General features: G+C 36.5%; 20 protein-coding genes. 8 read left to right on the forward strand and 12 right to left on the reverse strand.

Going from position 1 to position 24,889, the window contains the following annotated elements:
- Positions 1 to 35: 35 nt before the first annotated feature.
- The 5 genes from DSM00_RS09415 to DSM00_RS09435 all read right to left on the reverse strand — a co-directional run bounded on the left by DSM00_RS09415 (position 36) and on the right by DSM00_RS09435 (position 7,874).
- Positions 36 to 218: a CPXCG motif-containing cysteine-rich protein gene (locus DSM00_RS09415; protein ID WP_128757754.1), complete on the reverse strand. Its 183-nt coding sequence runs from the start codon at positions 216 to 218 to the stop codon at positions 36 to 38.
- Positions 218 to 1,555, reverse strand: a complete 1,338-nt coding sequence (locus DSM00_RS09420) for a TolC family protein (RefSeq protein ID WP_128757755.1) — start codon at positions 1,553 to 1,555, stop codon at positions 218 to 220. The genes DSM00_RS09415 and DSM00_RS09420 overlap by 1 nt, the downstream gene beginning before the upstream one ends.
- The gene (locus DSM00_RS09425; protein ID WP_128757756.1) at positions 1,542 to 4,739 is read right to left on the reverse strand and encodes an efflux RND transporter permease subunit; all 3,198 of its coding nucleotides are present in this window, start codon (positions 4,737 to 4,739) and stop codon (positions 1,542 to 1,544) included. Before DSM00_RS09425 ends, DSM00_RS09420 begins: the two co-directional genes overlap by 14 nt.
- A gap of 5 nt (positions 4,740 to 4,744) precedes the next feature.
- The gene (locus DSM00_RS09430; protein WP_128757757.1) at positions 4,745 to 5,881 is read right to left on the reverse strand and encodes an efflux RND transporter periplasmic adaptor subunit; all 1,137 of its coding nucleotides are present in this window, start codon (positions 5,879 to 5,881) and stop codon (positions 4,745 to 4,747) included.
- A gap of 85 nt (positions 5,882 to 5,966) precedes the next feature.
- A complete protein-coding gene (locus DSM00_RS09435; protein WP_128757758.1) occupies positions 5,967 to 7,874 on the reverse strand; it encodes an ABC-F family ATP-binding cassette domain-containing protein in 1,908 nt (635 codons plus the stop codon).
- A gap of 118 nt (positions 7,875 to 7,992) precedes the next feature.
- Between DSM00_RS09435 and DSM00_RS09440 the strand changes: the two genes are divergently transcribed.
- Complete coding sequence (locus DSM00_RS09440) at positions 7,993 to 8,397, forward strand: DUF983 domain-containing protein (RefSeq protein WP_128757759.1); 405 nt, start codon at positions 7,993 to 7,995, stop codon at positions 8,395 to 8,397.
- Here DSM00_RS09440 and DSM00_RS09445 read toward each other — a convergent pair.
- The 7 genes from DSM00_RS09445 to topA form a co-directional block, all read right to left on the reverse strand.
- A complete protein-coding gene (locus DSM00_RS09445) occupies positions 8,381 to 9,439 on the reverse strand; it encodes an NAD(P)/FAD-dependent oxidoreductase (RefSeq protein ID WP_128757760.1) in 1,059 nt (352 codons plus the stop codon). The genes DSM00_RS09440 and DSM00_RS09445 overlap by 17 nt on opposite strands.
- A 68-nt stretch (positions 9,440 to 9,507) precedes the next feature.
- The gene (gene porN / locus DSM00_RS09450; protein ID WP_128757761.1) at positions 9,508 to 10,395 is read right to left on the reverse strand and encodes a type IX secretion system ring subunit PorN/GldN; all 888 of its coding nucleotides are present in this window, start codon (positions 10,393 to 10,395) and stop codon (positions 9,508 to 9,510) included.
- 12 nt (positions 10,396 to 10,407) lie between these two features.
- Positions 10,408 to 11,940, reverse strand: a complete 1,533-nt coding sequence (gene porM, locus DSM00_RS09455; RefSeq protein WP_128757762.1) for a type IX secretion system motor protein PorM/GldM — start codon at positions 11,938 to 11,940, stop codon at positions 10,408 to 10,410.
- A 43-nt stretch (positions 11,941 to 11,983) separates the two neighbouring features.
- The gene (gene porL / locus DSM00_RS09460) at positions 11,984 to 12,619 is read right to left on the reverse strand and encodes a type IX secretion system motor protein PorL/GldL (protein ID WP_128757763.1); all 636 of its coding nucleotides are present in this window, start codon (positions 12,617 to 12,619) and stop codon (positions 11,984 to 11,986) included.
- A gap of 63 nt (positions 12,620 to 12,682) precedes the next feature.
- The gene (gene porK / locus DSM00_RS09465; RefSeq protein ID WP_128757764.1) at positions 12,683 to 14,056 is read right to left on the reverse strand and encodes a T9SS ring complex lipoprotein PorK/GldK; all 1,374 of its coding nucleotides are present in this window, start codon (positions 14,054 to 14,056) and stop codon (positions 12,683 to 12,685) included.
- A 107-nt stretch (positions 14,057 to 14,163) separates the two neighbouring features.
- The gene (locus tag DSM00_RS09470) at positions 14,164 to 15,330 is read right to left on the reverse strand and encodes a formimidoylglutamase (RefSeq protein ID WP_128757765.1); all 1,167 of its coding nucleotides are present in this window, start codon (positions 15,328 to 15,330) and stop codon (positions 14,164 to 14,166) included.
- Complete coding sequence (gene topA / locus DSM00_RS09475; RefSeq protein ID WP_128757766.1) at positions 15,331 to 17,880, reverse strand: type I DNA topoisomerase; 2,550 nt, start codon at positions 17,878 to 17,880, stop codon at positions 15,331 to 15,333. It lies immediately after the preceding gene.
- 274 nt (positions 17,881 to 18,154) lie between these two features.
- Between topA and miaB the strand changes: the two genes are divergently transcribed.
- From miaB to groL, 7 genes are all read left to right on the forward strand, one after another.
- Positions 18,155 to 19,600 (forward strand): tRNA (N6-isopentenyl adenosine(37)-C2)-methylthiotransferase MiaB, encoded by a 1,446-nt coding sequence (miaB, locus tag DSM00_RS09480; RefSeq protein ID WP_128757767.1) that lies wholly within the window; start codon positions 18,155 to 18,157, stop codon positions 19,598 to 19,600.
- Between the two features lie 7 nt (positions 19,601 to 19,607).
- Entirely contained in the window at positions 19,608 to 20,861 is a 1,254-nt protein-coding gene (locus tag DSM00_RS09485) for a sigma-54 interaction domain-containing protein (RefSeq protein ID WP_128757768.1), read from the forward strand.
- 19 nt (positions 20,862 to 20,880) lie between these two features.
- Positions 20,881 to 21,399: an LptE family protein gene (locus tag DSM00_RS09490; RefSeq protein WP_128757769.1), complete on the forward strand. Its 519-nt coding sequence runs from the start codon at positions 20,881 to 20,883 to the stop codon at positions 21,397 to 21,399.
- Positions 21,400 to 22,335, forward strand: a complete 936-nt coding sequence (locus DSM00_RS09495) for a hypothetical protein (protein ID WP_128757770.1) — start codon at positions 21,400 to 21,402, stop codon at positions 22,333 to 22,335.
- Between the two features lie 51 nt (positions 22,336 to 22,386).
- A complete protein-coding gene (gene secG / locus DSM00_RS09500; RefSeq protein ID WP_128757771.1) occupies positions 22,387 to 22,734 on the forward strand; it encodes a preprotein translocase subunit SecG in 348 nt (115 codons plus the stop codon).
- Between the two features lie 144 nt (positions 22,735 to 22,878).
- A complete protein-coding gene (locus tag DSM00_RS09505) occupies positions 22,879 to 23,154 on the forward strand; it encodes a co-chaperone GroES (RefSeq protein WP_128757772.1) in 276 nt (91 codons plus the stop codon).
- 79 nt (positions 23,155 to 23,233) lie between these two features.
- Positions 23,234 to 24,871: a chaperonin GroEL gene (groL, locus tag DSM00_RS09510; RefSeq protein ID WP_128757773.1), complete on the forward strand. Its 1,638-nt coding sequence runs from the start codon at positions 23,234 to 23,236 to the stop codon at positions 24,869 to 24,871.
- The last annotated feature ends 18 nt before the right edge of the window (positions 24,872 to 24,889 follow it).

The following is a 24,889-nucleotide window of genomic DNA, read 5'->3' on the forward strand; positions in this document are numbered from 1 at the left end:
ATTAATACCTAACTTACAGGTTAAGGGTAAAACCTTTATTGCTCGATACTCTGGGCCGAAAACGTATTTAAAACACCATCTTCATAAGCTACAGTAAGTTCAATAGGATTACAACAAACTTCACAATCTTCAACATATACTTGATGAGAAACAGACACATCAAGCAACATAGATATCTCTTCCCAACAATACGGACATTGAAAAAAATGCTCTTCCACTAAAATTGAATATTTAACAACTGTCCTACTTGTTGTAGCAATTGTAATTCTGCTAGTTTCGCTTCGTATTTTGCAAGATTCTTATTTGTTTCGGCATTTATCAAGTTTATCTGTGCCTGTCTAAACTCAATAGAAGTTATCTGACCGAGATTAAATCGCTCTCTAGATCGTTCAAAATTGTTTTTATTAGTAACTACGTTTTGCTCTTGAATATTATAAACCGCTATTAAATTCTCATAATTACCCAGTGCATTTGCTATATCTCGCTGCACTTCAATCTCTATTTGCTGCTTAAGCAGAATTTGATTGTCTTTTAAAATTTTGGCATTTTTTAGCTGAGTAATACTTGATCCTCCATCAAATAGGTTCCATCGTAAGTTTAAACCACCCTGAAACCCCGTATTTTGTCGAGTACTACCGGTAAAAAATGCAGAAGCCGGACTTATAGATTCATTCCATCCATACGAACCAGTAAGCCCTACAGTAGGTAAAAATTGTGCTTTGGAGATGCGTATATCATATTCACTAAGGGCTATGTTAGAATTACTCTGCAATAATCTTACATTATTTTCCTTCGCCATTTCTAAAAAGGACTCAAGCTCTAATTTAGGAATAAACGATACCAGTGTATCCACATTAAAATTAAGCTTCAGATCACGAGCAAGTACTACATTGAGGTCTCGCTTAGTATTCAAAAGAGATTGACGTGTATTCATCAAGTTGATACTATCATTAGTCACATCAACTTCAGCATTAAGCACTTCTAACTTTGTATTTTGACCATAATCAAATTGATATCCAGCACGTTTCACCCTATTTTTAGATATTTCAAGAGTCTGTTCTAAAATTTCGACATTTTCAGTAAGCCTCGCAACCTCAAAATAAACCGAAAACAGTTGCAACATCGTATTCTCGATTGTTTCTCGCGCTTCAAGCTTAGAAAGATTATAGCTCTCTTTTAAACGCTTAAAATTATAAAGCCTTCCCAGTCCGTCAAAAAGGGTATAATCCAAATTTACAGAAGCGTTATAGCTTTCTGACTGCGCCCCTTCCAAAACAAATGACTCGCCGTCATCACGATCTGTACGTTGATCTTCTACTGTATAATTCATTCCTGCCAACCCAAATACGGTAGGCAAATAACCTGAGTTTAATAAATCTGCATTATTCTCAGATACGAGTACATTATTATCTGCAATAGCGATTCCGTAATTATTATTTAGGGTTAGCGCTATCGCTTCAGATCTCGAAAGAAATTCATCCTGACCAAAGCTCAAAAGGCTATTGGTAAAAATGAAGCAACTTATAACTACAACTTTCAGATTAATGCTCTTCATCTTCCTCTTTTAATTCTTTAATAGCGCGTTCAACATCCTCTTTGCTTGGCTCATTACCTGTACGCACCCAAATAGATTTTGTTTTGATCCAGTTTGACATTGATAACAAAAGCGGAAGCATTAGTAAGGTTAATACAGTTGCGATACCTATACCATAGGAAATTGAAATTGCCATGGGTTTTAAAAATTGAGCTTGTCTGCTTTTTTCAAGCAATAAAGGAGCAAGACCCGCAATTGTAGTTATACTGGTCAAGAAGATAGCTCTAAATCGTGAACGCCCCGCCTCAAATATTGCTTCCTCAAATTTCATCCCCTCTTTTAGATATCCGTTGAGCTTACCTATAAGAACAAGACCATCGTTTACCATAATTCCTATAAGCGCAATAATACCTAAGGCTGAAAGTACATTTATAGGGAACCCGTGTATGTAATGCCCCCAAGCTACTCCAATAATACTGAATGGAATCATAAATAATAATAGAAAAGGCTGACTATAACTACGGAAGGTAAACGCTATTGTCGCATAAATTAGGAACAATATCACCCAAATAACTTCGTTAGCAGAGCTGCTTAATTTTTCTGCCTCTCTGTTCTGACCTTCATAAGAAACTGATAGCGTAGGATATTTAGATAAAATATCAGGAATTACGGTCGCTTTAATTTCGGCTAAAATATCGGTGGTACTGCCATTAGGATCTGCCATGTCTGCATTTACCTGTATCTCGCGCTGTCCCTCGAGGTGGCTTATAGATTCATCTCCCCGGGAAATGGTATAAGTTGCAATCTCACTTAATGGAATGCGCTCTCCACCAGGTGTAATAATACGCATATCATCTAAGTCATTTAAACTACTACGGTCACTGCGATCATAACGTACCCACACACGTATCTCATCTTGACCCCGCTGAAACCGTTGTGCTTGTGTTCCAAAAAAACCACTACGCACTTGAGTCATCACACTACTTAGGTCTAAACCTAGTGTATATGCTGTTTCCTTTAATTCTATCTGTATTTCTTTTATTCCCTCAGGATCTGTATCTACTACATCACGTAACAGGGAATTATTTTCAAGATTTGCACGTAGCTCATCTTTGGCTGCCTCAAGTTCTTCTGTGTTGTTACCTAGTAAGGAAATAGATATAGGACTTCCTCCAAAGTTACCTCCAGACCCAAACGTCAACCGCTCCACACCATAAACCTCACCTACTTCATCACGTATTGAGTTTGTAATATCTGGTGAAGAAAAATCTCTAAATTCTCCAGGCAATAAATTTATGCGCAGAGAAGCTTTATTATTACCCGGCCCTACTCTTTTAATTATATTTTCTACCACCTGCATATTATCAGTTTGTCTGCTTGTGTAGTCTTCATTTACACGCCAGGCAGCTTCTTCTACCATCGTAATAATGCTATCGGTACGCTGCGGATTTGTTCCCTCGGGCATTAAAAGCTCTATAGAAACGGTATCACTGGCAATACTTGGAAATATGGTGACACCTATCACACTTCCCATTATAGATCCTATTGTAAGTATTAAAAATGCTGCTATAATACTGAAAGAGATAAGCTGGTTTCTTAGAGTAAATCGTAATGCCGGCGTATAAATTTTATCGCGCATATAACTCATAAACTGATCTCCCTTCCTATTGAAGTAACGCAGTTTATACATAAACTTTGCTATACCTTTTTTCTTAGATATATCCAGTTCTGATTCTCGTACCAAGGCCTTACTATGCGCAATATGTGCAGGCAATATGATTAAAGCTTCTACTAGAGAAACTACAAGGGTGAGAATTACAACTGTGGATACTTCTCCAAAGAATTCACCAATGCGGCTATCAAGAAATAGAAATGTGGAAAATGCCAGAACAGTAGTAATAATTGCTGAAATTATAGGTGGAATAACCTCTACTGTTCCATCTATTGCAGCACGTATAGGTGTTTTACCCATTTCATAATGCTGATAGATATTTTCAGAAATTACAATTCCGTCATCTACGAGAATACCTATAACGATAATCATCCCAAAGAGGGACAAAACGTTTATAGTAACTCCGAAGCTTCCTGCAAAAATGAACATCCCTAAAAAAGCTACCGGAATACCTGCAGCTACCCAAAAAGCAAGTCGTGTATTTAAAAAGAAAGATAGAAAAAGCATTACCAGTAAAATTCCTTCTGCACCATTGACTACTAGTAAATTTGTACGCTGCTCGAGACGTATTGAAGAGTCTGAGGTAATATCAATTTTTACAGCATCGTATTTCGCATTAAAATCTTCTATATATTCTTTAACCTGTTCTGCTGTAGTGAGTAAATCTTCATTATTAGTATTACTAATTTCAACATTTACAGCAAGGTTTCCATTAAAATAAGATGCACTGGGAGTTTCTGAAAACCGATCTCGTACTACTGCAACATCTCCTAACCTAACTAAAGAGCCATCTGGATTTGCACGTACAATTAAATTAGTAAGATCATCGCCGTAATAAGCTCGATTATTTGCTCGTATTAAATAGTCTTCTTTCTCTGTTTTAATATTACCCCCTGTTGTAAGAATATTTGCTCTGGATACGGCTTGAGAAACTTCAGTAAAACTTAATCCATAAGCGAGCAAATCATTTTCGCGAACAGCGATTTCTATTTCTTCATCTGGATATCCACTGATTTCAATTTGCGAGATTCCGTCCATAGCCCGCAAATCGTATTCTATCGATCTTGCTATTTGCTTTAGGGTTGCCAGATCTATAGTTTCTCCACTTACTGCAAATCCTATGGTTTGCCGTATAGCCTCTTCTTTTGCAACTACCAGAGGCTCCATTCCCGTAGGAAAACTAGGAACCCGATCTACCGCATTTTTAACTTCAGCAAGAATTACATTTATATCCTCGTCTTGATCAATTTCTATAGTTACACTACCTCCATTTTCGCGTGAAGTAGAAGTTACACGATCAATCCCAACTAATCCTTTTAAATTATCCTCGATCTTAAGTATTATCCCCTCTTCTATTTCTTGCGGAGAAGCTCCCGGATAGGTAACACTTATAGTTATAATCTGCGAGTCAATTAATGGAAAGAATGAAGACTTCATCCTCAACACTCCAATGATTCCAAAAATCACAAAAGCCATTATAACCACATTGACGGCTACACTGTATTTTATGAAATAACTTATTAAATTTTTCATAAAAACTATTCCGTATCTTCTGTGTTAGTAGTTTCATCATAGACTTTTACCCGCATACCGGCATATGCTCCAGGTACAGATTTAGCCAGATACTTAGTGCCGTCAGGAATACCTTTTATTACCACTTCTTTATCTGAAAAATAAACTGGATTGACTTTTATAAGATCAAGAAGGCCATCTTTAACAATATAGATTTGAGAGTTATCTACTAATAATTGTCTCGGAATACTTATAGCTTCCAGTTCGTCTCTTGCGTCTAAATTAGCCTGTAAAAACATTCCTTCTTTTAAAGAGTCTGAACCTTCAAGTTCAATAAATACTTTTATAGTCTGCGTAGTCTGGTCTACTCGACCATTAACACGCACAACTTTGCCAGTATATTCTTTTGTACCATCAACAGTCGTAAGATTGACTTTCTCTCCTATACTCAAAAGATCACTAAATTTTTTACCTATAGAAACTTCGAGTTCATATACGGACGTATCTATAAATTCTCCTAGTTTCTGTCCCGATCTTACAAGAGTTCCTTTGTTAACTAGCGCTTCGGTAAGGATTCCTGAAAACGGAGCTGTAATACGATACTTCCCTAATCGCTGTTCTAAATTTTTCACATTGTAATACGCCGAATACAATCCGCGACCTGTTATAAAGTAGCGCTCTTTTTGAGATGAAGTTTCGGGTAATTGTGGAGTAGATTTATTAATGTCAAAACCGTCAAGATAGGTTTGCCATTTCTGAAAAATTTCAGGATAATCCAGTCGTAAATCTGGCATTATAGAAGTTGCCAGATTATACAACTCGCTTTTTGCAGCTTGTACAGATGCGTAGTATTCTGATGAATCTAGATTGAGAAGAGTTTCCCCTCTATTATAGGCTTGACCAACTTTAAAATCGTGCGCACTGGATCTAAATATTCCTTGTACCTCTGCATATAATTCTAGTCGGTTTTTTGCAACTAGATTGCCATTTGCAGGAATTACAATAGAAACAGTATCGTTTTTAACTTCTTCAACAAAAACAGTTTTAACTACTTTGTCGATTTTAACAGGAATATCTTTATCTCTGTTAGCAATTGAATACCCGATCACAAGAGCGATTGCAAGTATTACTAAACCTATAATCAGTCGTACAGCTTTAAGCATTAAGTATTTTTTAAGAAACTACCATAAGTAGCAAAAATACCTGCACTGTACTATCTATTTTGTTAAATTTAATATAAATAAAGTGCTAATTATAAAGATCTAATTCTTCAGATACTTCCTCCCATTTAGCCATAAGTTGTTCAATCTTTTTCTTATTAGACTCATACTTAGCAAAGAAGTCTGGTTTTGCACTTGTTTTATCGTAATCTGCTGCTAGGTCAGCATCCATTTTCTTAATCTCACGTTCCAGCTTATTAACATCAGATTCAATATTACTAAGTTGGTTATTCAAAGATTTTACTTTTTTCTGGTCTTTGTATTCTACCTTGGGAGCCGCTTCCTTTACCTTAACCTTAGGATCTTTTTTCTCAATATCTCTAAGATTTTCAACCGCACGTTTTTCAAGATAATAGTCAATATCTCCAAGGTATTCCTTTATTTTATGATCTCTAAATTCGTAAACTGTAGATGTAAGACCTTGTAAAAAATCTCTATCGTGAGAAACTAGTAATAAAGTACCTTCAAAATTTTTAAGAGCTTCTTTTAAAACATTCTTGGATTTTATATCCAAGTGATTGGTAGGCTCATCCATCACAAGGACATTAAAGGGTTGTAACATAAGCTTAGCCAACGCTAAACGGTTACGCTCACCTCCTGAAAGTACACGCACATATTTTTCAGCTTCATCTCCTCTAAAAAGAAAAGATCCTAAAATATCACGAACTTTACTTCTGTTCTTTTCATTTGCAGCATCGATCATAGTATCTAAAACAGTTTTACTACCATCCAGGTGATCTGCCTGATTTTGCGCAAAATACCCTATTTGCACATTGTGTCCCAACTTAAGCTTTCCTTCATAGCTAATTTCATCAACGATGATTTTTGCCAGTGTGGATTTACCTTGACCGTTTTGACCTACAAATGCAGTTTTGCTATCGCGTTCTATAAGAAGATCAATACCATTTAAAACAGCCTTGTCTCCATAACTCTTTCTTATTCCTTCTGCTTCAACTACAACTTTACCAGGAACAACAGAAACCGGAAAATTAAGAGTCATTACACTATTGTCGTCTTCATCAACTTCAATTACATCCATTCGGTTAAGCTTCTTAACCAGAGACTGCGCCATTGTTGCTTTTGAAGCTTTTGCCTTAAATTTAGAAATTAACTTCTCGGTATGTTCTATTTCTTTCTGCTGATTCTTTTGGGCCGCCATCTGTTGCTCACGCATTTCCTGACGCAACACCAGATACGTTGAATAAGGTTTTGGATAATCATAAATTTTACCCAGTGATATTTCAATGGTTCTATTTGTAACATTGTCCAAGAACATCTTATCGTGAGATACAATTACGACAGCTCCTTGATAATTACGTAAAAATCCTTCTAACCATATTATTGATTCGATGTCCAAGTGGTTTGTTGGCTCATCTAATAATAAGACATCATTATTTTGAAGTAGTAATTTTGCTAATTCAATACGCATACGCCATCCTCCGGAGAAGGTATCGGTAATTTTATTGAAATCCTCACGGTTAAAACCAAGTCCCATAAGAATACGCTCGGTCTCTCCCTGATAGCTATATCCTCCATGAATCTCGTATTGATGTTGCACCTCATTAAGCTCTACCATTAAATCGTGGTAGTAATCACTCTCGTAATCTGTGCGTTCTGCTAATTCAATATTTATTTCTTCAAGACGTATTTCGAGTTTCTTAATGAGCTCAAATGCTTCATAAGATTCTTCTAAAACAGTACGCCCCTCAACAAAATCAATATCTTGTTTTAGAAAACCTATCTGTATGTCTTTATCTGTAGCTATCTGACCCGTATCATACTCTTGTTCACGTGAAATAATACGCAACATCGTAGATTTACCGGCTCCATTTTTACCCACTAATCCTACTCGATCTCCCTCACCAAGTCTAAATGTAACTTCCTCAAATAGGTATTCTCCCTGAAAAGATACAGAGAGGTTGTGAATGTTTAACATGCTCTAAATTTTAAGGCGCAAAGTTATTATTAAATGCCGGACTTTCATCACTTAAACATTATCGATTTTTGTAACTTTAGATACACAAAAAAGACGGCACGTACCGTACATTAATATTATGAAAAAACTTCTCCAAGGAAATCCGTTATATAGCATATTTACTGGCACTTGCCCAGTATGTCAACAAAAAAGTATGTATCAAAATTCCAATCCATACATACTCACAGACACTTTAAAAATGCACGAGCGCTGTCTTCATTGCAATACAAAGTTCAAAATAGAGCCCTCTTTTTTCTACGGCGCTATGTATGTAAGCTATGGTGTGGGCATTGCATTTGCAGTGGCTGCTTTTATTATCACACACTTCTTTATAGGCGCAGGATTAATAGCAGGTTTTATTTCTATAATTGCCACGCTCCTAGTATTTGCGCCGTTAATTATGCGATTAAGTCGCAATATCTGGATCAACTTTTTTTTCAATTACGACGAAAAGAAAGCTAAAGGAACTACACGAGCTTCTTAGGAAATCTAAGTATAGACACTTCATCATCAAGTGAAATACCATTCTCAAGATGGTCAAACAAAACCTGTGCAAGGTATGGAGACATCATAGTTCCACGCGTTCCAAGACCGTTGAGAAGTGCTAATTGAGGATATTTAGGATGCACGCCTATCAAAGGTCGACGATCACCTGTGGTAGGCCGCATACCTGCTACTTGTTTCTCAATGGTATAAGCGCAGGTAATTACCTTCTCTAACTTACTTTGTAATTCATCACGTGCTTCGGTAGTGGGTATAGTATCTTTTTCTTTCCAATTGAATGTGGCTCCTACTTTGTAATAGTCACCCCCTAAAGGAATAACGAAAAAGGATGCTTTTAATGCTTCCGATATGTTTAAATTAGGAGCTTTAATGATTAAGTATTCACCCTTATTTCCTACCAACGGCAGTTTATTGAAAAATGGATTATTTTTAATCCCGAATCCTTCTGCAAATACGATACGCTTCGCAATAAAATTTTTATAGGTCACTGTGGAATCTGTATTGAATGCAATCGCACTGTGATCAAAATTTTCAGAATAGTAAAGCGCTTTACTCTTTAAAGAATCGATGTAAGCATTTAGCAATTGCGGAATATTGATTCGTAATGATTCATTCACTTCACCTAACTGCAAAGGAGCTTCAACATACTCTGAAGTATTCTTAACTAATTTTTCATTTAAAAATCTTCTCAAAATAGGTTTATCACTTGCTTCAAACCAATTATTTTGATCTTCAATTGAAGAAAATATTTTAAGAACAGGCAAAATTTCAAAAGTTTCCTTGTCGTAGCTCGCTGCTAACCGTTGAAAATATTTAGATGCCAGATCAAACTGCTCTTCCCCTTTGTAGGGCATTGTATAGCGCTTAAGAGTAACAGGATTTATTAAACCTGCAGCAACTCTGCTTGCGGCATCCCGCTGCTCATCTATTACCACATACTTAAGTTTTGTGCGACTCAATTGATCACAAAAGGCCATCCCTGCCAGTCCAAAACCTACAATAATATAATCTACCTCTTTCATAATTGAAAATAAGACATAAAAAAACGCCTTTAATAAAGGCGTTTTTTTTATTTACTAGGAACATATAATTAGTAGTTCCACATATCACTTTCAAAGTTACGTATTTGTTCTTTGATACGTTGAGACTCTAACAACTGCATCATAGCATTATCTGCTATGTAATCCTTAACCTCTCGATCTCCTTGAATGTTATCTACTTGATAAATCACCCCATTAAATCTTCTGGAATTCAGCAAGTGATCAAATGATAAAGGCTGAGCTGAGTTTTGCGGATTAAATACCTTAGCCTCGTGTAAAATTTCGCGAGCTGTAGGATACCAAACCCAAAATAATGGAACCATTATAGGATCTTCATCATCTATAAAGTTTACATCTGGTGCAACAGGAGCTATACCAATAAGACGATACTTTAACTCCCCTTGTCTTTTATCAAAATACCAATATCCGCGGATCCAGTACTGCTCAATATCTGCTGAGCTAATATCACGTCTATCTATATATTGCTCATCTACTTCATAGCCTGCATTGATTTGCTCGATACCTAAATCTGTTGTGTCTACTCGTGACATAGCAGCTGCAATGTCATTCAGCTCAATTTTTTGATTGAAGTAAGAATCTGCATAAATATCTAATTTACCAGCTTTAACACTTGATACTAAAACATCATATAAAGATCTTCTATCAGAACCAATATTGTTTGTATCTACAGGGTAATAAAGAGGGAAGTTTATACGCTCATCAAGATCAACAATCTCCCAGGTATTTTTACCCCAAAGAACGTCCCTGCTATCTACATAACCATAAGGCAAGGGTTTATCATTATCTAACTGTATTTGCCCTTCTGTTTTTTCAAACATTTGAGCAGGCATTTTTGCATTCAAAATATTAGTCTGTGCAAATGATGCCAGACTAATCATCATACAAAAAGCACTTAAAGCTAGTTTTTGGGTGATCATAATAATAAAATTTTAATTTGTTAGCTCAATAAGAACTGGAGCAACTTTTTTAAGTCTGTAACCACTGTTTCCAGAAATCTGAGCAGTAATGTCAAAGATTTGCACTGTAGATCCACGTTGTGCTCTTCTTAGTACATCTTTAGCTCTAGAATCTAATTTATTTCCGTTAACCTGTACAGTAGGCTCACCAGGAACATTAAATTTAAAACCAGTAACATTAAGATCTAAATCAAAGTCAAAATCTAATAGTTTTGCACCTACTGTAGATATCTCTAACGCATTCCGTTGCATCTTTAGTATACCATCTTCCCCACGCAAAGTTCCTGTAGGGCTTGGAATATCTTTAATTCTGAATCTCTTAGAGTCACTCACTTTAGATCCATCAGCCATTGTACCAGAAACACTAATTGTTACTTCATTTCCTCCACCTGGATTCATAATATAACTACTCCCAGATTGTTTAGTTAAACCGGCTCCACTAGCACTTACACTATTATCTGGAACTCCGGCAAAACTAATAGTCATAGGGTTAGCAACACCACGATATACCACATTCATTTTATCTGCAGAAATAGTTGCAGAGTTAGGTCTATTTATAACCGCGTATTCACTTGAAATAGGAATCGATTTTGGCTCACCATCTTCAGTATATACTAATTCCCCGGTAATAGTACGTGTTCCCACATTTCCTGCTGGGAAATCTAATACGACCTGACCAGATTGTAAATTTTCTACTTCGCTTCCATTAATAACTACCTTATCAAAGTTTAGTGAATTATCAAATCGGCCTAATACTACTTTACCCTTAAAATTTTCACCAGAGAAAAATGCAGTTTTATCTGCAACTACAATGGCTTGATAATTACTTAAAGAAACATCTTTACTTAATTGACCTTGAAGTAAAGAAGAATATACTTCAGATTCTGCGGTTCTAATATCGTTCTGCATCTGTGTAAAACGCGTAATAGATGCCGCTAAAGGATAACCTTCAAAATTATAACGCAACCACGCAATTTCTTTACCATCCTTATTAGTCTGTGGTTCTACAGCAAATGTATTTTGAACAACTCTGTTAACATCGGCAAATTCTTCACCGAGAACAGCCTGCATCTGACTTTTATAACTTTCGATTTTAGCTAAGAAAGCATCTCCTTCTTTAGTATATCGATCTCCTGTAAACCAGCGTTCATCAAGAACTGCCGTCTTATCAAGATTTGCATAACTGCTTGTATCAATTCCGTCTGTCAATGTATCTTTAATACTAGCTAAATAGGTGTAAAAATCATCAGATATTTTCTTTATCTCTTCAGCTTTGCCTAATAGTGGTCTGTATTTAGCAGGTTGTTCTTCGGCCTTAGCCTCTAGACCTGCCATAGCTAATTGATTATCTTCTGCTAAACGAGCATTTGAGCTTGTAAATTTTACATCAAATATTTTAAACGCATTTAGAATCTCCTTATCCACATTCATTGCTATCATCGCAATAAATACCAGATACATAAGATTAATCATTTTCTGTCTTGGGGACTGTGTTCCTCCTGCCATAATGGTATATTTTCTACTGAATTAGTTTATATAAATAATTCAGTTATCTTTTATTCATAGCAGATAACATTCCACCATAAACTCCATTAAGAGATGAAAGGTTTGTCGCTAAACTCTCCATTTGCTCTTTTAATTTACCTGCATTATTAGCAACTTCGTTATTAATTTCTGCTTGACGCCCTGCTGTTTCAACCTGTACTTTATAGAGACTGTTTAGCGACTCCATTTGAGCAGCTGCTAATGCCATTTCCTGGCTGTATTTTTTTGTAGAATTCATCGCTTCAGCAGTAGGCGCCATATTCTTAGCTGCACCTTCAAAACTGCGTATGCTAGTGCTTAAACTTGTCATAAGCTCAGAATCGATACGAGCATCTTTAAGCATAGCGTCAAGCTTTTGAGATAAAAGACCTTTTTCCTCTACTACTTCAACAGTCTTTTTAGGACGAGCTGCAGGAGCATCACCCGCTAATTCAGGATAAACTAATGACCAATCTAAATCTTGAGCTGGCCTTTCAAATGCTGAATAAGCAAATACTAAAGCCTCGACTACCATCCCCAATGTAAGAATCTCTGACCCCAATGGCCAGTGTTGAATTTTAAATAAAGCTCCTACAATTACTATAGCAGCTCCCAAACCATAAATCATGTTTGTAACAGAAAGACTTCCTTTTTTTGCCATCTTATTTTTTTAGATTTTAAATTTTGAATTTAGGTTAAATGTATGGGGAAATTAAATATTGAATTAACGTCTTGAAGGGCCCTTTCTTGTATTTACATCTTGGTCAACTCCCAAATAATCCTGAACAGTTCTAAACCCGATATAACTACGCGCAGAATCTGCATACTCATAATCACGAGTACTTACTTGTATAATATAAGCCACATCTTTCCAAGATCCTCCTCTTACAACTTTACGTTGATTTTTTGAGTCACTTACATTTGGATTCATAGTTGAAATGTATTCGTAGGCATTGGGATCGTAAGATGAACCTACCCACTCCGAAACATTACCGGCCATATTGTACAAATCGTAGTCGTTAGGCTCATACGAATCTGCCTCTACAGTATATAAAGCCTGGTCTGCAGCATAATCCCCTCTTAAAGGTTTAAAATTAGCCATAAAACAACCTCTATCATTTTTAGTATAAGGACCACCCCAAGGGTAAGTAGCACCTTCTAAACCTCCACGGGCAGCATATTCCCATTCTGCTTCACTTGGCAAACGGAACCTATTAACTAATTCCTGACCTCTCTGTTTTTTATATGAGTTTTTATTATCTGTACGCCATTGACAAAAAGCTTTAGCCTGTTGCCAGCTAACCCCTACGACAGGATAATCATCATAAGCACTGTGCCAGAAATAATCATTATGCATGGGTTCGTTATATGAATATGCAAAATCCTTAATCCATACCGTAGTGTCAGGATATATTTTAGTTTCTTCTGTACGTATAAAATCCTTACGCTTCCCGCCCTTTTGACGAGCAGCAGCTTCCATATCAAGATATCTGTATTTATAGACTAATTTATCTACATCAATAGTACGCTGGCCATTGTAAGATTCCTCTAATGGAATATACATCGTATCCATTACCTCAACATAATATTCATCTGGATAATCCATAGGATCTGTAATTAGATCAATATCCCAGTTGAGTTTACGATCACTATAATCATCACTAAAGCTGTAATAATTATCATACATATATTGCTCATAAGGAGTCATGTTATCTGGATCATAATCCACAAATGCATAATCCCCTATACCATTATTTCCGGGAGTTTCTCCAAGTTCATCTGCTAAAATAGCCAGTCGTGCACGGGTAACAGAATCACGCACCCATTTTACAAACTGTCGGTATTCTGTGTTTGTGATTTCGGTCTCGTCCATGTAGAAAGAACGAACGGTAACCGTTTTTGTAGGAGCATTTTTGATAGCAGCAATATCATCATCACTTTTACCCATTATAAAGGCTCCTCCAGATACAAGAGTCATCCCGTATGGTTTTTCGGGATTCCATTTTTTTCCTTTGACTCCCACAAGTTCACCACGATCGTTACGACCACAACTAACTAATAAGCTTACAATCGCAATAAATGCAATAAACTTCTTCATAGGTAAATTAGGTTAAATCTAGATTTGAGACGGTAAACCTATCTATAAAATTGCTAAAAAACAATTTTTTGATAAAAATTACATTTCAAAACTAAAAGTTTTGTTAATTATATTTCATTCTTACGTTTTGCCTTGTACCAGCGCTCAGGTATTTCCTGATTACAGGCATTGATGTAGTCCTCTTCAGTGCAAGGTAATAACGTGTTACGCTTCAATTTATTATTAACGCCTTTTATAAATGGTATCTCAATCCACCAGCGCTCAGAAAATGTGCTCTTATAGAAGCTAAGCAGCTCATCATCAACAGGTACACTATAATGCAAAAAGTCTGTTTCCCTGTTTTCGAGACGCTCGTTCATTCTATAATTTACACCTTCAATAAAGTACCAAATTAACTGCGCAATTAAAGCGGCACCTGTTTCATTTTTTGCTTGTAAAATATACTCAAATATTCCAAAAACGCTAACGCGATCACTAAGTCCCGCATATCTAGCGATTGCACAAATTTCTCTTCCATTAAAGCCATTTACATGCGCCGGATGCATAAATCCTAAAGTTTCAGATTGTAATGCCGTAAGGTCTAAACTCACAACATCGGCATCTCTCATAACCGGCTCGACAGCCGTTAGCTCTGAAGTTAAGCTTCCAAGACGAAAAGAATCAAAGTACAACTTCTCCATCAGATCAATTTCTTCTTGAGAGTTGTAATAGGTTTGATAACCTATGTTTGAGTAGTTAAATAAGTTATACGGTTGATCGACAATAATTTTACCGACAAACGATTTATTAGTAATAGGTAAACTGCTATTTCCTAAATCAAAATGACCATCAATATTAACCAGATTCACCATCTGATCTAAACCATCATAAGCTCTATAAATCGCATAGGTAAGATCTTGACTTCCACCCAGAATTACAGGCACTACATTTTTCTTAACAAGCTCAGTAACAATCTCCTTTAAGGCGTAATAGGTATCAGAACTGCTTTCTCCAGGTTGGAGATCTCCCAGATCACTAATTACCGTATGCCAATTCCCAGGATATAAGCTATAAAATGCCCTTCTTATCGCTGAAAAATCTATGCTATTTTCAATGTGATTTACGCTGCCTCTGCTTTCTCTAACACCCAAAATAGCAATATTCACACCTTTTAATTCAGGCATTCCATTTTCGCGAGAATGAACATTAATCGCGTGTCCAAGACATTGCTCATTCAACAAATCTATTTGTGCAATCACCGAATCAGAAACCGGAGATAAATTCTCAAAAGCCATCTATTTTTTCTTTTTTGCTGGTGCTTTCTTTGCTGTACTTTTCTTTGCGGTAGTCTTCTTGGTAGTTGACTTTTTTGCAGTAGTTTTCTTTGCTGCTTTTTTCTTAGGCCCTTGTTTTTCTATTATATCTTTCACTTCTTCCAAAGTCAAGGCAGCTGCATCTACTGTTTTTGGCAATTCGATTTTAACCTTTCCTTTGATAATATTCGATCTTCCCCATCGTGCCTTTTCTACACGAATACCCTCATCTTTAAAATCGTGAAGTACTTTATCCTTTTCCTTTTGCTTCTTATCTTCAATTAATTCAACAATATCCTTGTCTGTCAAATTATCAAAGTCATACTTTTTGTTTACGTTGATAAAGATGCTATTCCATTTTAAATAAGGTCCAAAACGCCCTACTCCTTTTTGAACAGGTTTATCTTCATAAGTATAAATAGGAGCATCGGCTTTCTGTTTCTCTTTTATGTATTCTACCGCTTCGTCATACTCTACTTCTAAAGGATCTCTACCCTTTGGTAACGAAACATAAGTTTTACCAAATTTTATATAGGGTCCAAAACGCCCATTGTTTACCTCAACTGGCTCCCCTTCAAATTCACCTAAATCACGTGGAAGCTTAAAGAGATCCATCGCTTCTTCAAAAGTTATACTTTCAAGCTGCTGATCTGGTAATAAACCTGCGAATAATGGTTTTTCTTCATCTTCCACAGAACCTATTTGAACCATGGCACCATATTTACCAAGTCTCACACTTACCGGCTTGCCGCTTTTAGGATCTTTACCCAGCACACGCTCCCCTACTTCACGCTCTGCATTTTCGGCTACATGTTTCACTTGAGGATGAAAGTCTTTATAGAAGTCCTTCATCATTTTTGTCCACTCCTCATTGCCTTCAGCAATCTCATCAAAATCCTGTTCTACTTTTGCAGTGAAGTTATAATCCAGGATATTTTCAAAATGCATAACCAGAAAATCATTAACTACCATTCCCACATCTGTAGGAACAAGTTTACCCTTGTCTGATCCTACCTTCTCTGATAGTTTGCTTGCTTTAACAACGCCCTTTTTTAAAGTAATAAGATCATATTCACGCTCCACACCCTCAACATTTCCTTTTTCAATATATTTTCTATTCTGTATAGTTGTAATAGTAGGTGCGTATGTAGAAGGTCTTCCTATCCCCAGCTCTTCTAGCTTTTTAACTAAAGATGCTTCGGTATAACGGTAAGGTGCTCTTGTAAAACGTTCTGTCGCAGTAATCCAGTGGTTATCTAAAGATTCTCCTTCTTTTAATGGAGGTAAAATTCCACTTTCTTCTTGATCTTCATCATCTGTGCCTTCAAGATATACTTTTAGAAACCCATCAAATTTTATTACCTCTCCATTGGCTGTAAAATTAGATGGATGATTAGAAGATGCAATCTGTACGTTTGTACGCTCTAATTTTGCCTCACTCATCTGAGAGGCAATCGCGCGTTTCCATATTAATTCATAAAGACGCGCTTGATCTCTATCAATATTTACTGAATGTTTGCTAAAATCTGTAGGACGTATTGCTTCGTGAGCTTCTTGAGCCCCTTTACTCTTTCCTTTGTAGTTACGCTCTTTGTGATACTTAGTACCATAAGCTGAATTAATCTCCTGTGCAGCTGCCGCTTTAGCATCCTGTGAAAGATTAACACTATCTGTTCTCATATAGGTAATAAGACCTGCTTCATAAAGACGTTGCGCCATATTCATCGTCTTACTCACCGAAAAATACAATTTACGCGCAGCTTCCTGCTGTAGCGTTGATGTTGTAAATGGAGGTGCAGGAGATTTACTCGCGGGCTTTGTAGTAAGCGCATCTACCTTAAATGTTGCAGTAGCATTAGCTTCTAAAAAAGCTTCTGCTTCTTTCTTTGTATCTAAGTTTTTAGGAAGTTTAGCTTTTAGCGTTTTCCCATCTGCATTTGCAAACTCTGCATCAACTCTAAAGTAATCTTCAGTATTAAAAGCTTGTATCTCCCGTTCCCGTTCTACAATTAAACGTACAGACACAGATTGCACTCTTCCTGCAGACAAACCTCCTTTTACTTTGCGCCATAGTACCGGTGAAATCTCATATCCTACTAGACGATCCAAGACGCGCCTTGCCTGCTGCGCATTCACTAGATTATAATCAATATCTCTCGGGTTTTCTATTGCCTTAAGAATAGCCTTCTTTGTAATTTCAGAAAAAACGATACGCTTGGTTTTATTTTTATCTAGTTTCAGCTCCTCTGCGAGATGCCAGGCAATCGCTTCTCCTTCTCGATCCTCATCACTCGCTAACCAAACCATTTCTGCTTTGTCTGCCAAGTCTCGTAATTTTTTTACTACTGTTTTCTTATCTTTATTTACAGTATACTTTGGCGTAAAATCACCTTCAACATCTACTCCCAATTCTTTTGTTGGCAGATCTGCTATATGACCAAAACTACTTTCTACTTTATAATCTGTCCCCAGAAATTTCTCGATAGTTTTTGCCTTTGCGGGTGACTCAACAATTACAAGATTTTTTGCCATAATGCTCTTTTGAAAATTTTCTCATCAAAAATAAATAGCCTTTCTAGCTGAGTATATTTTTGACTTTAGAATCGCAAAAGTAGTAGAAAATTTATTATTGAGATCAGAAACCTAAGCTATACCTTAAATACATTACTTGAAATTCGAAAAATGAGAGGTTTAAAATAATCATGAACTTCAGTTTAATTGATTTGAAATTTCGTTGTAATGACACTTTGTCACAAGTTGAGTTAATCGTATCTTTGCCCACTATTTTTAGGAAGCAGACCGTATTATGGAGAAGATTATAGACGAAACAAAACAAGGAGAAACACTGGTATTAGAGCCTCAGAAAGCAAATACAAAAAAGCTTTTTATAGAAAGCTACGGATGCCAGATGAACTTTAGCGACAGTGAGATTGTAGCATCAATACTTGCGGATCAAGGGTACAATACCACTACTCAACTTGAAGATGCAGATCTTGTACTTGTCAACACCTGTTCTATTAGAGACCGAGCAGAACAAACGGTTCGCAAGCGTTTAGAGAAATACAATGCCGTAAAGAAAATAAATCCTACTATGAAAGTGGGAGTTCTAGGTTGTATGGCAGAACGTTTAAAAAGTAAGTTTCTTGAAGAAGAAAAAATTGTTGATCTTGTAGTAGGTCCTGATGCCTACAAAGATCTACCTAATCTTCTGGAAGAAGTAGAAGAAGGACGCGATGCTATAAATGTGATTCTTTCTAAAGAAGAAACCTATGGAGACATTGCACCTGTGCGCTTGCAAAGTAATGGTGTAACGGCATTCGTAAGTATTACAAGGGGTTGCGATAATATGTGTACTTTTTGTGTAGTACCATTCACCAGAGGTCGTGAACGTAGCCGAGATCCTCAAAGTATCATTGAAGAAGTTAATGACCTAGCGTCTAGGGGATATAAAGAAGTTACGTTATTAGGACAAAATGTGGATAGCTTTCTGTGGTATGGTGGTGGTCTCAAAAAAGACTTTGATAAAGCCAGCGAAATGGCAAAAGCGACCGCTGTAAATTTCTCAGATTTATTAGCTCTTGTCGCTGAAGCACAACCCAAAATGCGAATTCGCTTTTCTACATCAAATCCGCAGGATATGACTTTAGATGTAATACGCACAATGGCTAAGTATGATAACATCTGCAACTACATCCATTTACCCGTACAAAGTGGAAGCGATCGTATTTTAAAAGAGATGAATCGCCTTCATACCAGACAAGAATATTTTGATCTTATAGATAACATACGCAAGATTATACCAGATTGTGGTATTTCTCAAGATATAATAACTGGCTTCCCTACCGAAACTGAAGAAGATCATCAAGATACATTGAGTTTACTAGAATATGTAAAATATGACTTCGGTTTTATGTTTGCGTACAGTGAGCGCCCAGGAACAATGGCAGCTCGTAAACTTGAAGATGACATTCCGTTAGCGGTTAAAAAAAGACGCTTAGCAGAAGTTATAGCTTTACAATTAGAGCATTCTCATATTAACACATTAAAGCAAGTAGGCCGGATAGTTGAGGTCCTAATTGAAAAGGAATCTAAAAAGAGTGACGCAGAATGGTCTGGTCGCAATTCGCAAAATACGGTTGTTGTTTTCCCTAAAGAACATTATAAAGTAGGTGATTTTGTAAATGTTGAGATTACCAGCTGTACTACTTCAACACTTAAAGGTAAAGCAGTGGGTTATTCTTCAAATAATTAATTAGCTAATGGAATCAGTTCACGCTATAAAGCAACGTTTTGGTATTATTGGAGATGATCCAAAACTTAATCGCGCCATAGAAAAAGCGATACAGGTAGCTCCTACAGATATTTCAGTATTAGTAACCGGAGAAAGTGGTGTGGGTAAAGAAAGTATACCCCGCATTATTCACTCGTTATCTCATCGTAAGCATAATAAATATATAGCTGTGAACTGTGGTGCTATACCAGAAGGAACCATAGACAGTGAACTTTTTGGCCATGAGAAAGGCGCCTTTACCGGCGCATCCTCTACACGTAGTGGTTATTTTGAGGAGGCAGATGGTGGCACCATATTTCTCGATGAGGTAGGTGAATTACCACTCCCCACTCAAGTGCGCCTGTTACGTGTATTAGAAAATGGTGAATTTTTAAAAGTAGGTTCTTCAAAAACACAAAAAACCGATGTACGTATTGTAGCTGCTACAAACGTAAAGATGTTTGAAGCTATTAAGCAAGAGCGTTTTAGAGAAGATTTATACTATAGATTAAGTACAGTAGATATTAATCTACCTCCACTACGAGAACGTAAAGAGGACATTCATCTTTTATTTAGAAAATTTGCTTCAGATTTTGCAAACAAATACAAGATGCCCACAATTCGTCTTGATGATGATGCAATCAATAGCCTATTAAAATATCGCTGGAGTGGTAACATAAGACAACTGCGCAATGTAGCTGAGCAAATTTCGGTACTGGAGCAAAATCGTAGTATTTCCTTAGAAAAACTGCGTCATTATTTACCAGATACAGGATCAAACCTACCCGCTGTAGTAGGCTCAAAAAAGAGCGAGAGTGATTTTAGTAGTGAACGTGAGATACTTTATAAAGTGCTTTTTGATATGAAAAGTGATCTTAATGACCTTAAGAAGCTCACTTTGGAACTCATGGAAAAAGGAAATAATGCCAGTGTTCAAGAGGAGAATAAATCATTGATAAAGAAAATTTACAGCGAAGAAGAAACTGATGCATACGAGAGTGCAGAGGATATAACTGAAGTACTGCAATTACCTCAGGAATCTGCTGCAAAAACAACGATAGCAGACAAATATCATTTTGCTGAAGACGTTGAGGAAGAAGAAACCTTATCGCTTCAGGAAAAAGAATTAGAACTTATTGAAAAATCTCTTGAAAGACATAGCGGCAAACGTAAAGCAGCTGCAAAAGAACTGGGAATTAGCGAGCGTACTTTATATAGAAAAATTAAACAATACGATCTTTAAAGAGTTTATTAAACCACCTATGAGAAAACTTAAAATTGCTTTTCTTTTACTTAGCTGCCTCTGTTTAAACAGCTGCGGATTTTATTCGTTTACAGGAATTTCTATAGAACCCGGCACCGAAAGTTTTTATGTGAATTATTTTCAGAACAATGCTCCTATTGTAGAACCTGGAATTGATAGAGATTTCACATTTGCCTTATCAGATTTGATTCAAAACCAGACCAGTTTAAATTTAGCTACAAATGCAGCAAATGCAGATTTAATCTATGAAGGTGAGATTGTAGATTATTATATTGCGCCACAAACCGCAACCTCAGATAACCTTGCTGCACAAAACAGGTTAACTATCGTAGTCTTATGTAGATTTACCAATACTAAGAAGGAAGATGGCAGTGATGATTTTGAAAAACGCTTTTCATTTTTTGTTGACACGCCGGGAACAACTCAATTAGTAGGTGCTGCACTTGATAGTGCTATCGCAGAAATTTTTGAGCGTATAACACAAGATATATTTAATGAATCGCTGGCAAACTGGTAAATGAATACACACGATTTTACATACCTTCTAGAACACCCCGATGCAATTACAGCAGAACATGTAATTGAATTAAATGAGGTTGTAAAAAAGTATCCTTATTTTCAAGCAGCTCGTGCGCTCCATTTAAAAGGTTTAAAAAATCAAGATAGTTTCTTATACAATAATCAGCTAAAGAAAACAGCTGCATACACTCAGGACCGTACCGTTCTATTTGACTATATCACTTCAGAAAGTTTTAATCAATCTGCAATTAGTGAGCAAATAAAAGCACAGGAAGAACAACTTAGAGATATGCCGGTACATGATCTTATAGATGTTTCTTCAGATTTAGAAGTAGAAGAACTTGCTAAAGCGAATCAAGTGCTAGCAAATGACTTCTTTATCCCAAAAGAAGAGTCAGAAGAGGCGCAAAATAGTGATGATTCTGCTGATAGCTTAGAACTGGGAAAACCCTTAGAGTTTACTCAAAATGAAACTCATTCATTCAGCCAGTGGCTTAAAATAACTTCTTTCAATAAAATAGACCGCAATTCACCTGAAGACACTCAGCCTTTAGAAAATACTGAATCACGTACTGAAGAACCTAAATTAGCAGTAAAGTCCCAAAAACTCGTATCCTTTTCAGCAATAGAAGAAGAGGAAGAAGAAGATCCTGATCGTACCCGTCGCCTGGAGTTAATCGATAAATTTATTGAGACCAATCCTAAAATAAAAGTAAGAACTCCCGAAGAAGGCTTTAAGAAACCAGATCTATCTGGAGATTTTCAGCCTAATGAAAGCTTGATGACAGAGACTTTAGCTCGTGTTTACGTAGAGCAGAAGAATTATCAAAAAGCAAAGCAAGCATATAAAATTTTATGTTTGAAATATCCGGAAAAAAGTGGTTTCTTTGCAGACCAAATTCGGGCAATAGCAAAATTGCAAGAAAATAAATAATAAACTGCGGCACTTCTAAAATAGAAATCCGCCTTTGTAAAGCCTTAAACTATGTTTTTAATTTTTTTAGTTTTAATTGTAATTGTAGCATTTCTACTTATTGTAGTAATTATGGTACAAAACCCTAAAGGTGGTGGTTTATCTTCTTCTTTTGGAGGAGGCGGAACACAACAAATAGGTGGTGTTAAAAAAACCGGTGATTTCTTAGATAAAAGTACTTGGGGACTAGCTACAGTTTTATTGGTACTTATATTAATATCTAATGTAACTATTTTTGGCGGTGGCGATGCTTCAGAATCTAAAGTGATTCAAGGAGAAGATGTAGAAAACATTATGCCTGTTCCTGACGCTGCTGTTCCTGCAGAAGCTACTTCAGGAGACAACACAGAATCGAACTAAATGACATTTTAGTCATATATAAAATCTGAAGACCGCATTTATGCGGTCTTTTTTTTGCCTTTTTGTCAGCCAAAGTCTGCTGGCATAATTTCTGCCTTACAGGCATCATATCAAGAACTTTATTAACTAAAAAATTATATTAAAATGGGAGTAAACATTAAACCACTTTCAGACCGTGTTTTAGTAGAGCCTACAGCCGCTGAAACAAAAACAGCATCTGGACTATATATTCCAGATACAGCTAAAGAAAAACCTCAACAAGGGAAAGTAATAGCGGTAGGGAATGGAAAAAAAGATCACGATATGACCGTTAAGGTTGGTGATACAGTTCTTTACGGAAAATATTCTGGAACCGAATTAAAATTAGACGGCACAGATTATTTAATTATGCGTGAAGAAGATATCCTTGCAGTTATCTAATAACTTTAAGTTCTTCTATTAATTATTATAATAACATTTTACTTTTCGCATAAGCGAGAAATTTAAAAAAATATATACAATGGCAAAAGAGATAACATTTGACATCTCAGCAAGAGATGGTATTAAACGCGGTGTAGATGCATTAGCAAATGCTGTAAAAGTTACTTTAGGTCCTAAAGGACGTAATGTGATAATCAATAAATCTTTTGGTGCTCCTCAAGTAACCAAAGATGGTGTAACTGTTGCAAAAGAAATTGAGCTTAAAGATCCTTTAGAGAATATGGGAGCTCAGATGGTTAAAGAAGTTGCTTCTAAAACTAATGATCTTGCCGGTGACGGTACTACAACTGCAACTGTACTTGCTCAAGCTATCGTACAAGAAGGTCTTAAGAACGTTGCTGCAGGGGCAAATCCTATGGATTTAAAACGCGGTATTGACAAGGCTGTTGAAGCAATCACAAAAGATCTTGCAGCTCAAACAAAAGAAGTAGGAAACTCTTCAGAAAAAATTAAGCAGATTGCTGCTATTTCAGCAAATAACGATGATGTTATTGGTGAATTAATTGCTGAAGCTTTTGGTAAAGTTGGTAAAGAAGGTGTAATTACTGTTGAAGAAGCAAAAGGTACTGAAACTTACGTTGACGTTGTTGAAGGTATGCAATTTGACCGTGGATACTTATCTCCATATTTTGTGACTGACAGTGAAAAAATGCAAACTGAATTAGAGAATCCTTATATCTTATTATTTGATAAAAAGATTTCTTCTATGAAAGATTTGTTACCAGTACTTGAGCCAGTGGCTCAATCAGGTAAGCCTTTATTAATCATTGCAGAAGATGTAGACGGTGAAGCTCTTGCTACTTTAGTAGTAAACAAATTAAGAGGTGCTCTTAAAATTGCTGCTGTAAAAGCTCCAGGTTTTGGAGATCGTAGAAAAGCAATGTTAGAAGATATCGCAATTTTAACTGGAGGTACAGTTATAAGCGAAGAGCGTGGCTTTACGTTAGAGAATGCTACAATCGATATGCTAGGTACAGCAGAGAATGTAACAATCGATAAAGACAACACTACAATCGTAAATGGTTCTGGTGATAAAGACGGAATTAAAGGTCGTATCAATCAGATAAAAGCTCAAATTGAGTCTACTACCAGCGATTATGACAAAGAAAAACTTCAAGAGCGTCTTGCTAAATTAGCAGGTGGTGTAGCTGTACTATATGTAGGTGCTGCATCTGAAGTGGAAATGAAAGAGAAAAAAGATCGCGTTGATGATGCTTTACACGCTACACGTGCTGCTGTAGAAGAAGGTATTGTAGCAGGTGGTGGTGTTGCTCTTGTACGTGCAAAACGTGCTTTAGAAAGCTTAGAAGCTTTAAATGCTGATGAAGCAACAGGTATTAAAATCGTTGCAAAAGCAATCGAAGCTCCATTACGCACAATTGTTGCAAATGCCGGAGGTGAAGGTTCTGTAGTTATTGCAAAAGTTATTGAAGGTGAAGAAGATTACGGCTATGACGCTAAGACAGATACCTATGTAAATATGCTTGCTGCAGGTATTATAGATCCTAAGAAAGTAACTCGAGTAGCTCTTGAAAATGCTGCTTCTGTTTCTGGAATGATCTTAACTACCGAATGTGCATTAACTGACATCCCAGAAGAAAATGCTGGTGGTGCGATGCCAGGAGGTATGGGCGGCGGTATGCCAGGAATGATGTAATCATTCCCATTTACTTAT

Source organism: Leeuwenhoekiella aequorea, assembly GCF_004104375.1.
GTDB lineage: Bacteria > Bacteroidota > Bacteroidia > Flavobacteriales > Flavobacteriaceae > Leeuwenhoekiella > Leeuwenhoekiella aequorea.

Bases quoted from the DNA above. Each gene is read 5' to 3' on its own strand.
- DSM00_RS09420 (WP_128757755.1), bottom strand. From the start codon at position 1,555: ATGAAGAGCATTAATCTGAAAGTTGTAGTTATAAGTTGCTTCATTTTT.
- DSM00_RS09425 (WP_128757756.1), bottom strand. From the start codon at position 4,739: ATGAAAAATTTAATAAGTTATTTCATAAAATACAGTGTAGCCGTCAAT.
- DSM00_RS09430 (WP_128757757.1), bottom strand. From the start codon at position 5,881: ATGCTTAAAGCTGTACGACTGATTATAGGTTTAGTAATACTTGCAATC.
- DSM00_RS09435 (WP_128757758.1), bottom strand. From the start codon at position 7,874: ATGTTAAACATTCACAACCTCTCTGTATCTTTTCAGGGAGAATACCTA.
- DSM00_RS09440 (WP_128757759.1), top strand. From the start codon at position 7,993: ATGAAAAAACTTCTCCAAGGAAATCCGTTATATAGCATATTTACTGGC.
- DSM00_RS09445 (WP_128757760.1), bottom strand. From the start codon at position 9,439: ATGAAAGAGGTAGATTATATTATTGTAGGTTTTGGACTGGCAGGGATG.
- porN (WP_128757761.1), bottom strand. From the start codon at position 10,395: ATGATCACCCAAAAACTAGCTTTAAGTGCTTTTTGTATGATGATTAGT.
- porM (WP_128757762.1), bottom strand. From the start codon at position 11,940: ATGGCAGGAGGAACACAGTCCCCAAGACAGAAAATGATTAATCTTATG.
- porL (WP_128757763.1), bottom strand. From the start codon at position 12,619: ATGGCAAAAAAAGGAAGTCTTTCTGTTACAAACATGATTTATGGTTTG.
- porK (WP_128757764.1), bottom strand. From the start codon at position 14,056: ATGAAGAAGTTTATTGCATTTATTGCGATTGTAAGCTTATTAGTTAGT.
- DSM00_RS09470 (WP_128757765.1), bottom strand. From the start codon at position 15,330: ATGGCTTTTGAGAATTTATCTCCGGTTTCTGATTCGGTGATTGCACAA.
- topA (WP_128757766.1), bottom strand. From the start codon at position 17,880: ATGGCAAAAAATCTTGTAATTGTTGAGTCACCCGCAAAGGCAAAAACT.
- miaB (WP_128757767.1), top strand. From the start codon at position 18,155: ATGGAGAAGATTATAGACGAAACAAAACAAGGAGAAACACTGGTATTA.
- DSM00_RS09485 (WP_128757768.1), top strand. From the start codon at position 19,608: ATGGAATCAGTTCACGCTATAAAGCAACGTTTTGGTATTATTGGAGAT.
- DSM00_RS09490 (WP_128757769.1), top strand. From the start codon at position 20,881: ATGAGAAAACTTAAAATTGCTTTTCTTTTACTTAGCTGCCTCTGTTTA.
- DSM00_RS09495 (WP_128757770.1), top strand. From the start codon at position 21,400: ATGAATACACACGATTTTACATACCTTCTAGAACACCCCGATGCAATT.
- secG (WP_128757771.1), top strand. From the start codon at position 22,387: ATGTTTTTAATTTTTTTAGTTTTAATTGTAATTGTAGCATTTCTACTT.
- DSM00_RS09505 (WP_128757772.1), top strand. From the start codon at position 22,879: ATGGGAGTAAACATTAAACCACTTTCAGACCGTGTTTTAGTAGAGCCT.
- groL (WP_128757773.1), top strand. From the start codon at position 23,234: ATGGCAAAAGAGATAACATTTGACATCTCAGCAAGAGATGGTATTAAA.